Genomic DNA, 4,086 nt, shown 5'->3' with positions numbered 1-4,086 from the left:
ACCTCGACCAGCCCGAAGCGCAGCGCCAAGGTGCGCGCATCGATGCCCTCGCGCGTGCGCACCGATGCATCGGCCCCCGCGGCCAGCAGGGCTTCGATGTGGGCCGGCGAACGGCGGCGGCGGATCGCCCACAGCAACGGCGTGCCCCATTCGTGGGTCGGCGCGCCGCCGGCGCCCTCGTTGGCATCGCCGCCATGGGCGAGCAGCAGCTTCAGCGCCTCGACGTCGTCGAGGTCGAGCACGCGGTAGAGCGCGTTGGTGCCGGTCACGCGCGCACCCGCCGCGAGCAACAGCGCGGTGCAGGCGCGGTTCTCGAGCGAGTGGTAGAGCGACTCGTTGTCGTCGGGATCGGCACCGGCATCGAGCAGCAGCCGCGTGGTCTCGGGATCGCGCTGCTGGCCGGCCGCGCCGTACAGCGCGCTCAGCCGCTCGTCTTCGTTGGGCGTGTCCAGCGATGCGGGCGGCCAGCGGTTGCCGATGGACTGGTCGGCCTGCGCACCGGCCGCGAGCAGCAGGCGCACGCAGGCGCGCATGCGTTCGCGGTAGGCCGGCAATTGCAGGAAGGCCGAGTGCGTGACGGCTACCAGCGGCGGCAGCTTCAGTGGTCCGCCCGCGCGATGCACCCACGAGGGATCGCGCGCGATCGCGGCGCGCAGCGCGGCCTCGTCGCCGATGGCGCAGGCCAGCCAGGGATCGTCGCCCAGCAGTTGCGGCGTTTCGGCGAGCAGCCGCTCGGCCACCGCGGGCCGCGCGCGGTGGGTGCCGCCGGCCACGTCGCCCGCATAGACCAGGCCGAGCCAATGCCGCAGTGCCTTCGCGGGATCGGCCACGGCCGCCTGGCGCGCGAGCACGAAGCCCTGCAGGTCGGGCCAGGAGACGAAGCCGTATTCGCGCGCGATGCACGACTGCGCGTCGTGCAATCGCAGGTCCATCGCGGCGATGGCCGCGTCGCTCCTTGCGGCCGCGGCCGGCAGGTGCGCGCGAAACTGCGCGATGGCCGCCGCGTCGCCCTGGCGGTAGGACGACAGCAGCGTCTTGGCTTGCTTCTTGAGATGGCCCAGGTCGGGCCGAGGGGGGATGCGCTTCACAGGAACCTCCGTGCATCGACGCCGAAGACCCGCAAATTCGGCTGCACAAAGGACTGCTGGTTGCTCAGCGTGCGAAGGCAAGTGGGTTCAACCCTTCCCGCGGGCCCGGGCGCGGCTTGCAACCGCGGGCCGGATGGTAGCGCATCGCTCAGGCTTCGATGCGCAGCCACGGCCAGCGCGCGCGGTACGAGGCCGCCTTGCGCTCGAACAGTTCGCGGTGCGGCACCAGCGGATTCATCGTGAGCACGCCCTCATACAGCAGTTCCAGCCCGTTCGGCGCATAGAGCTCGCCGGGCCGCACGCCGACGCAGGTGGCGGGCACGAGGAAGCGGTCGATGCCGTCGCGCGCGCTGTGCAGCGCGTCGTAGCGCTCGCCGAAGTGCGATTCGTACCAGAGATGCACGCGCGCCTGGTTCGCCACCTCGACCTCGATGCCCAGGTCGCCGAGCAGCGCATCGGCACGCGCCTGCACGCGCGCCTCGCCGGCCTGGCTCCGGTCCTCGGCATCGAAGTAGAACAGGTCGTAGTCCTTGATCCGCGACGCCGGCGCGTCGCCCGAGCGCAGGTTCCAGACGGTCTGGAACAGGCAGCCCGCGACCAGCCAGCCGTCGGGCAAGGCCAGCGCATCCCAGCGCTCGAGGATGGCGCGGTTGTTCGGGTTGCGGCGGATGTCGTCGAGGAAGCGGTCGTGCATGGAAACGGGGAATCGGCTGCGATCGGAAGCCCGGCATTCTGCGCCGTCTCCGCGCCCCGGATCCACGCGCGATCTCAATAGCTCGCGCGCAAGGTCAGCCGCACATTGCGCGGATCGCCATACACGCTGTAGAAGCGCGAAGGCAGCCGCGCGTAGTAGACGCGATCGAACAGGTTGTGCACGTCGAGCGTCAGCGACAGGTTTTTGTTGAAACGGTAGCCGACCTGCGCATCGGCCACGGCATAGCCGCCCTGCACGGCCGCGCCACGGTCGGTCTTGCTGACGGCGCGCACGCCCAGGCCCACATGCAGGCCCGCGACCGAAGGCTGCTGGAACTCGTAGCGCGCCCAGAGCTTGACGGTGTGCCTGGGCTCCTCGCTCGAGAAGGGCTTGCCGGCATTGCTCGGGTCGTCGGCGTAGCGCGTGTCGAGCCGGGTGTAGCCCGCGTAGAGGTCCCAGCCGCGCGCGAGGCGGCCCGAGACCTCGGCCTCCCAGCCCTGGCTGCGGACCTTGCCCTCGGCGACGAAGAAGCCGGGGTTGTCGGGGTCGGTGACGGCGCGGTTGCGGTCCTCGATGCGGAAGGCGGCCAGCGAGGCATTGAGGCGACCGTCCATGAAGCTGCCCTTGGTGCCGATCTCGAACTGGCGGCCGACGCGCGGCAGCAGCGCGGCATTGCCCACCGCGAGCTGCGTCTGCGGAATGAAGATGTCGCTGTAGCTGCCGTAGACCGAGATGTCGGGCCGCAGCTCGTAGACCAGGCCGCCATAGGGCGAGAACTTGTGATTCACGCCGCCGGCGTCGCTCTTCCATGCGCCGGGCGTGGGCAGCAGCGTCTGGCTCTCGCTCTGGTAATGGCTCACGCGGCCGCCGAGCACCAGCGTGAGCGGGTCGGCGAGCCGCAGCCGCGTCTGGCCGTAGAGGCCGCTCTGCTCGCTGCGCGTGTTGCTGCCGAAGCGGAACGGGATCGGGCGGTCGGGAACGTGGAGGTTGTAGATGTCGACCTGCGGGATGCCGACCGAGCCCGAGAGCGAGGTCTCGTCGCGCTTCGAGTGGTTGGCGCCGATCAGCAGGTCATGCTTGCGGCCCCACAGCCTGAAGCTGCCCGCGAGGTTCAGGTCCAGCCCCTGCCAGGTGGTCTCGCCGCTCTGCGCCTGCAGCGTGTAGGCCGCGCGGTTGTCGAGGCGCACCAGGCCGTTGATGTAGCCGTAGCGCGAGTCGCCGTCGATGCTGCGCCGGATGTAGGCGGCCTTCGCGACCCAGTCGTCGTCGAAGCGGTGCACGAACTCGGCGTAGACCTCCTTGGCTGTGCCCGAGCTGCCGCTCCAGTCGGTGCCGAAGAAGGTCTTGCGCGGCGCGTTGAGGAAACTGCCGTTGGTGTAGGTGCCGGGGCCGTAGTCGATGCCGCGGTCGTGCTGGGGCTGCACGCTGCCCGACAGGCTCAGCGTCGAGCGCGGACCGAGGTCGGCCTCGACGATCGCATAGCCCAGCGTGTGGCGGCTCGTGCCCTGGGTGCGGAAGCTGTCGCCGCCCTCGGAGGACAGCAGCGCGCGGCCGCGCACCGTGCCGGCTTCGTTGAGCGGGCGGCTGATGTCGATCTCGCCACGGTGCTGGTTCCACGAGCCGGCCGACAGCAGGCCCGAGATCGCGGGCTCGGCCAGCGGCCGCTTGCGCACCAGGTTCACGGTGCCGGCCGGCGTGCCCGATCCCTGCAGCACGCCGGCGGGACCGCGGAACACCTCGACGCGGTCGTACATCGAGAGGTCGAACTGGCGCAGGTACTGGATGCCGTTGTTGAACGGCAGGCCGTCGTACTGCACCTCGGAGGCATAGCCGCGCGACTGGAAATAGGCGGTGCCGTCGCCGTAGGGAATGGCGGTGACGCCGACGGTCTGGCGCAGCGCGTCCTCGACCGTGGTCATGTTCTGGTCGTCCATCTGCTGGCGGGTGATGACCGAGACCGAGTTCGGCACGTCCTTCCATGGCGTGGGCGTCTTGCCGGCCACGGTCACGGCGCGGGCGGCATAGGAGCCGCTGCCTTCGGTGAGCGCGCTGCGCTCGCCGCGCGCGGTCACCACCACGGGGGCCAGGCCACCGTCGCCCGATGCCGCGGCGCCATCGGCCACCGCCTTGCGCAGGCGGTAGTTACCGGGCGCGACCGGCACCGCCTCGAGGCCGCTGCCAGTCAGCAGACGCCGCAGGCCCTGCTCGATGCCCTGGCCGCCTTCGAGGCCGGGCGAACGCAGGCCCTCGGTCAGCGCGGGATCGAAGGACAGCGTGATGCCGTTCGCGCTCGCGAAGCCGTAG

The 4,086-nt window shown here is 70.8% G+C and carries 3 protein-coding genes; all 3 read right to left on the bottom strand.

What is annotated here, in order from left to right; translation table 11 throughout:
- A partial coding sequence (locus tag AC27VN_RS34595; protein ID WP_490879522.1) for an ankyrin repeat domain-containing protein occupies positions 1–1,088 on the bottom strand: 1,088 nt, incomplete at its 3' end.
- 148 nt (positions 1,089–1,236) lie between these two features.
- Positions 1,237–1,782, bottom strand: coding sequence for a nucleotidyltransferase family protein (locus AC27VN_RS34590; RefSeq protein ID WP_490879521.1), 546 nt, complete (start codon positions 1,780–1,782; stop codon positions 1,237–1,239).
- A 74-nt stretch (positions 1,783–1,856) separates the two neighbouring features.
- The coding region (locus AC27VN_RS34585; protein ID WP_490879520.1) for a TonB-dependent siderophore receptor at positions 1,857–4,086 on the bottom strand (2,230 nt) is incomplete at its 5' end.

The organism is Variovorax sp. 20P10.2.4, from assembly GCF_058244205.1.
Note: the sequence above shows the minus strand (reverse complement) of the source record. Positions and strands in the feature narration are given on the sequence as shown.

What these genes read in the sequence shown, in the direction of transcription:
- AC27VN_RS34590 (WP_490879521.1), bottom strand. Translation starts at nt 1,782, where the DNA reads ATGCACGACCGCTTCCTCGACGACATCCGCCGCAACCCGAACAACCGC.